General features: G+C 63.3%; 5 protein-coding genes. 3 read left to right on the top strand and 2 right to left on the bottom strand.

The annotated features are described in order from the left end of the window. A partial coding sequence (locus tag VFW84_RS11540) for an oligosaccharide flippase family protein (protein ID WP_329680605.1) occupies positions 1–1,197 on the top strand: 1,197 nt, incomplete at its 5' end. Between the two features lie 55 nt (positions 1,198–1,252). Further along, the gene (locus tag VFW84_RS11535) at positions 1,253–2,587 is read left to right on the top strand and encodes an O-antigen ligase family protein (protein WP_329680604.1); all 1,335 of its coding nucleotides are present in this window, start codon (positions 1,253–1,255) and stop codon (positions 2,585–2,587) included. A gap of 52 nt (positions 2,588–2,639) precedes the next feature. On the opposite strand, the gene xrtB is transcribed toward VFW84_RS11535, so the two are convergent. Beyond that, complete coding sequence (xrtB, locus tag VFW84_RS11530) at positions 2,640–3,530, bottom strand: exosortase B (protein WP_329680603.1); 891 nt, start codon at positions 3,528–3,530, stop codon at positions 2,640–2,642. A 208-nt stretch (positions 3,531–3,738) separates the two neighbouring features. On the opposite strand from xrtB, the gene VFW84_RS11525 reads away from it, so the two are divergent. Continuing rightward, complete coding sequence (locus VFW84_RS11525; protein WP_329680602.1) at positions 3,739–4,716, top strand: glycosyltransferase; 978 nt, start codon at positions 3,739–3,741, stop codon at positions 4,714–4,716. Here the strand turns inward: VFW84_RS11525 and VFW84_RS11520 are convergent. Beyond that, entirely contained in the window at positions 4,692–5,912 is a 1,221-nt protein-coding gene (locus tag VFW84_RS11520) for a glycosyltransferase (protein ID WP_329680601.1), read from the bottom strand. The two genes, VFW84_RS11525 and VFW84_RS11520, sit on opposite strands and share 25 nt — an antisense overlap. Between the last annotated feature and the right edge of the window lie 119 nt (positions 5,913–6,031).

The following is a 6,031-nucleotide window of genomic DNA, read 5'->3' as shown; positions in this document are numbered from 1 at the left end:
CTGAGTTCGGTCTTCTGGTTGCAGTTGGGCTCTGGTGCGCTGAGTGCATCCGTGCTGCTGCTGGCCAGCCCATGGCTGGTGGCCCATTACGGCGAGTCCCAGTTGACACTGGTTCTGGCGGGTGTGGCCTGCGGTTGCCTGCTGACCGCCGCCAACTACACACCGCTGTCCATCCTCTTGCGACGCATGGCCTTCCGCTCGATCGCCGTGCGCGACATGAGTGCCGCCCTGATCGGGGGCAGCCTGGGGCTGCTTCTGGCGCGGCAAGGTCGTGGGGTGGAGGCCCTGGTCGCGATGCATGTGGTCAATCTGAGCACCTCCACCGTGGTGACCTGGATCGCGGCTGCGTGGCGGCCGCGCTGGGTGTTCGATCGTTCGGCTTTGCGCCCTGCCCTGGCGCTGGGCAAGCACACGCTGGGCGCGCGCATGATGGACACCTTCACATCGCGCGTGGATCAGTTGCTGGTGGGCTCCTTCTTCGGCACGACGGTGCTGGGTCTGTATTCGCTGGCCATGCGCTTCTTTGACGTGGTGTTCCAGTCGATCTGCCTGCAGATGTCGTCGGTGATCATTGCCCGGCTGTCTGCCACCGCCCACGATGTCCAGGCCACCACAGCGACCTATCTCAAGCAGTTACGGCAGTTGTCCCTGGTGGGTCCCCCGCTGTTTCTGGGCGCGGCCTTGTTCCTGCCCGAGGTGCTGTCCTGGGTGATCGCTCCCAAGTGGGCCCAGGTGGAGCCCTACATCCAGATCATCATGGGCATGGGCGTGCTGCTGGCCATCACCTTCAGTCACAGCCTGTTCTTCACGGTGATCGCCCGGCCACAGATCAATTTCTGGATCTCGACATGCTCGACCGCCGTGTGGCTGGTCGCGATGTTCTATATCCCGACGCTGGGAGCCATCTTTGCGGCGGTGCTGTGGGCTGCGCGCATGGCCATGGGCATTCCCTTCCAGCTGTTCTTCCTGAAACGGCTGACCCATATTCATCTGCGTGATTACGCCCGTCAGATCTGGCCGATGGCGGTCACCTGCGGGGGGATGCTGGCGGTCGCCAGTGTCATGCGCATCAACGGCTGGATGGATCACATCCAGGCACCCGTGCAACTGGTGCTGGGCATGGGCGTGTGTGGCGCCCTCGCCTTGCTGATGCTGCTGAATCACGCCGAATTCAGGCAATCAAGAAACATGGTCTGAGGACACAATGAGAGCGAATGCTGGTCTGTTAGGGGCTGTTTTCATCACGATCGCGGTGTTTTTCGCGTTGTTCGCGGGCATGGTGTCTGCCGTGCTGCCGTGGTGGTTCACGCTGGTCCTGTTTTCCCCCCCGCTGATCATCGCCGCGGGTTCGCGCTGGCCCTTGCTGGCCATGCTGATCACCATGTTGTTCGTGTTCGGCGTCTTGCCCCTGGGGGGCCCTCGCTTCGTCGACGTGATCGTGATGTCCTTCGTGTTCTTCATGATCGCGGTCTACTGGCGCCAGATCCCGGAAGTGTTTGCGCGCTATCGCCGCATGTGGGTGTTCCTGGGCTTGCTGATGCTGTGGACAGGGCTGATGGTGGTGTACGCCCACTTCTACCGCCGCAACCAGATGGCCTGGATCTATGAAGAAGCCATGAGCCTGGCGTACTGGCTGGTGCTGATTCCGGCGGCCCTGATCGCCTATAACGAGAAAACCGCCACCTGGGCGCTGCGGCTGCTGATCCTGATGAGCGTGATCCTGTCACTGCTGTCGATCACGCAGGCCCTGACCGGCATGCGCCTGAGCCTGTCCAGCAATGCGCGGGTGGAAGCCATGGACGCCATCAGTGGCGGCGTGGAAGGCATTTCGCGCAGCTTCGTGCCCGGGATCGTGCTGGTGATGTTCAGTTTTCTGACAGCGCTGGCCAATCTGCTTCGACGCAGCGGCCTGACTGCAGTGTGGGTCGTTGTGCTGCTGGCCACGGCAGGTGCCCTGTATGTGTCCTTCGGACGTGCCGTGTGGGCCGCCATGGGCGTGGGAACCTTGTTGGTGGCCATCCTGTCGGGGCGCGAGGCACTCAAGCGGTTCGCCCTGGTGGGTTTGCCATTGATCGTGCTGGCGGCCTGCCTGATCTGGATCGTGAAACCCGATGTGATCACCGGCATCGTGACCCGGATCCTGAGCGTGCGCACGGAAGGTGCGGGCCTGTCCAGCTCGCTGGGTTGGCGCATGGCCGAAAATCACTTTGCCCGGTTGTCGATCCTGAGCAATCCTTTCATCGGCATCGGCCCTGGTGGGGAGTACAAGCCCCGACTGATCGACTGGCGTGCATTCTCGGCTCAGACACACTACATCCACAACGGCTACTTCTTCATCATGCTCAAGATCGGCCTGATCGGCTTCATCCTGTACATGATGAACTACCTGCACATCATGTGGCGCTGCATGCGCGAGTGGCGCCTGCCTGAGGTCAACACCTCATCGCGGATCGCCCTGCTGGCGGTGATGCTGCTGACCTTGCTGCTGAACTTCACTCAACCGGAGTTCATGACCGGTTCGACCATCATCTGCTTTGCGGTGCTGGCGCCCTGCATCTTGACCAGCCGGCCCAAGCTGGCGGTGTGAAGAAAAACGGCCTGCCCATGAGGGCAGGCCGTTGTCTTTGGAGCCTCGAGAATCAGTCGGACTTTCTGGCGCCATCAAACCAGATGGCCAGGAAACGGTCGAAGCCATAGGTCAGCACCAGGGCGACGGCAAACAGCAAGATGCCGGCAAAGCCATGCATGAAGCCCTGGCCGGCTTCGTCACCCAGGTAGAAGGTGACCAGCACCAAGGTGAGCACACGCACCACATTGGAGGCAAAAGAGATGGGAATGATCATCACGGCCATCAGGGTGTTGCGGGCCTTGGACTTGTATTCCATGAGCTTCATGTAGAACAGGCCCAGCGCTTCCAGGGTGAAGATGGAGTTCAGGCCCGAACAGGCGTCGGCCACCAGCAACTGATAAGGCCCGACGAACAGGGTGACGCCAACGCGGCCCACGGGATAGCCCATCATGTGGAGGGCACCCTCGGCCACATAGGACACAGCCGACTTCAGGGGCAACGTGAGCATCTGCGTGAAGACCCCAGGCAGAGGCACCATGAAGATCAGGAAGAACAGCGGAAACCAGGCACGCTTGAGGGAGCCTACGCCACCGATCAGCAGGATGCAGGCCATGAGCACAGGGATCTGGGATGCTGCCTGAAGGGTGTCGAGCTCCTGGGAGCCACCCAGCACATAGAGCATCACACCGATGGTCAGCAAGATGAAGGCGGCCACCGGACGAGGCTGGGTGGCCGCGCGCAGAATGTCTTCACGTTCACGCCACAGAAGCCACAAGGACACGCCCAGAATCATCGGGCCGTGACCGTTGGCATCGCTCTCCCAGGCGACCTGCGACAGCGTGTAATAGGCCGGCAGGTACATGGCAAAGAAGGCAACGCAAAGGACACCCAGCGGCCACTTCATGGCGTTGACCAGGCTGTCTGCTGCAGCAGAGGGGGGAGTCGTGTTGGCTTGGGACATGGGGATGATTCAAAAGAGGCCCTGGATTGTCGCTTGCCAGCGCATAAAGTTCCCTGCCGGGTGTCGTTCCATACTCAATGATTTCCCTAGGTTGATGACCCCGCGCGCCCAGGCTTGACCCTGTGCAAGAATAGCCGCCTACTTGGCCCACCCACAAGCTATGCCCTTGCGAATCGCAGTCCTGAATGACTACTCGATTGACGATGCAATGCGGCTTCATGCTCAGGGCACCTATCCGGCCCAGCACACTTGGGGCGTCTCCCTCTTTGCAGCACAGGGCGCAACGGCGGTGATCGTGCCCTACAAGGGCTCCGGTCTGTGGCACTCCCTGAGGGCTCAGATCTGGGTCTGGCTGAACCAGCACCGTGTGGACGTGGTGTATGCGGCCTGCCAGAGCGAGACGTGGCTCCTGTCGCGCCTGCGTGCGCTGGGCTTGTTCTGGCGCCCGCTGGTGGCGGTCATCCATCACCCGCTGGCCGGGCGCCTGCGGGGCGGACGGCTGGTGGTGCGTGGCCATGACCGGCTGCTGTTTCTCAGCGAGCGAGTGCGCAAGGCCACGGCCGAGGCCTATCCCGATCGGGCTGCTCGCTTCCACACCCTGCCCTGGGGGGTGGATACCGCGTTTTACGATCAACCCCGCGCTGCGTCGCGAGACTTCGGGTCAGGCTACTTCGTCAGTGCCGGCAAGGCCAACCGTGACCATGACACGCTGGCAGCCTGCGCGGCCGCCGGGCAGCACCGCACCGTGATCATCTGCTCGGCACAGACCGCCCCCACCAGCAGCAACGAGGCCTGGGTGACGGTGGTGAGCGATCAGACCGGGCATGCGGTGTCCTATGGCGAGCTGACATCGATCTACCAAGCTGCACGCGCTGTGGTCATCCCTCTGACGGATGTGAGCCTGCTGGCGGGCTTGACCAGCCTGCTCGACGCGATGGCCTGCGGCCGGCCGGTGATCATGACGCGCAATGCCTTCGTGGACATCGACATCGAGGCGCTGGGGCTGGGCATCTGGGTGCCCGCTGGGGATCAGGCTGCGCTATTGGCAGCGATGGACCGACTGGCCCAGGACGATGCCCTGGTGCAGCGCATGAGCGACAAAGCCCGCGCATTCGCGCTGGACAGCTATGCCTACGACACCTTCGCCCGACGCGTCGTCGATCACTGTCGGGCCGTCGCGGCCTGAATGACGGCCAGCACGCGCTCGATGCGTGTGAAATCAAATTCCCGGCGCGCTTGCAAACGGGTGGGCAGCTCGAGCTCGGGCGACAAGGGGCCACGAGCCAGGCTGTCGATCACGGCCTGAGCAAAGCCAGGCGCATCGGCGGCGACGGAAAAGCAGGCCCGCACATGATCGGGCAGCCCGGCCACGCCCTGTGGCGCAGAGACGATACGGGCCGCTGTGAAGAGCATCTCGACCGATTTGACGTTGACACCGCTGCCGGTGAGCGCGGGGTTGACCAGGACGCGGGCATCTCGCAGCACACTGGCCGCGTCAGGAACGTTTTCAAGCAGGGTGACCCCGGGTGACTGGGCCACCAGGTCTCGGATCATCTGCACGGGCTCGCTGCCGGCCAGGACCAGGGTGAGGTCAGGGCGGGCCTGGCGCAGCAGGGGCAGCACTTCTCGCAGCAGCCACACGACGCCTTCGATGTTGTTGGGCGTGCGCAGGTTGCCCAGGTAGCCTACGTCATAACGAGGCTCGCGATCCATGGGAGCCGACAGGCTGTCGGCCGTGGCGGGCTGGACCAGAGGCGGCAGCCATTGGCCGTTGTGGTGACCTTGCTGGCGCCAGGTCTGGAGGTCGTCCATGGAGATGTCAAAGACCGTGTGGGCAGCCCGCCAGGTGGCGCGCTCGACCTGCTCAAGGTGGGGCAGGTTCATGCTCCAGGCCAAACGATCTCGCCAGGTGATGCTGCGTGCAACCTGCCGTGCGAAGTAGAGGTGCTCGATGTTGTGGCTGCGGTAGAAGAGCGGCACGCCATAGCGCTTGGCCGCAGCCTGAGCCAGCACGGTGGGGTACAGGGCATCAAGCCAGATGGCATCAGGCGCAAAGGCGTCAAGGCTGGACCAGAGTTGCGCCTGACGCTGTCGCGAGGGAATGCGCGAGGACACGTGCGAGGGCCAGTGCACCAGCCGAAGCAGGCGCATGAGGCGCTCGGGCAGGCTGGGCCCGATGGGCAGGGTGTGCACGACCTCGGCCACCGATTGCAGCGCCTGGATGTGCTCTGGCGCAGGTGGCTGCCCTGCGTCGGCATACCACGTGGTCAGGGCCAGGCGCGCACCGGCGGCCTTGAAGGCCCGCAAGCGGGCCCAGTCGTCTACCAGGCCGCCGTGTCGCGGCGGGAAAGGCATCTGGGTCGAGAAGTAGGCAATCTTCATGGCAGCGGGCATTGTCGCCTCAGGCAAGCCCAAGTTGGGCGGCCGCTCCCGCTGGATGGCTGGTGTTTACCCTCAATACCCCTTGGGGGATAATCCAGACACCTGTCGACAGCCTCCGT

Source organism: Aquabacterium sp., from assembly GCF_036279655.1.
Lineage (GTDB): Bacteria > Pseudomonadota > Gammaproteobacteria > Burkholderiales > Burkholderiaceae_C > Aquabacterium.
The sequence above is the reverse complement of the archived record's forward strand: the minus strand, read 5'-3'. Positions and strand labels throughout refer to the sequence as shown.

Coding starts and splice junctions, on each gene's coding strand:
- xrtB (WP_329680603.1), bottom strand. CDS start 3,530: ATGTCCCAAGCCAACACGACTCCCCCCTCTGCTGCAGCAGACAGCCTG.
- VFW84_RS11525 (WP_329680602.1), top strand. CDS start 3,739: ATGCGGCTTCATGCTCAGGGCACCTATCCGGCCCAGCACACTTGGGGC.
- VFW84_RS11520 (WP_329680601.1), bottom strand. CDS start 5,912: ATGAAGATTGCCTACTTCTCGACCCAGATGCCTTTCCCGCCGCGACAC.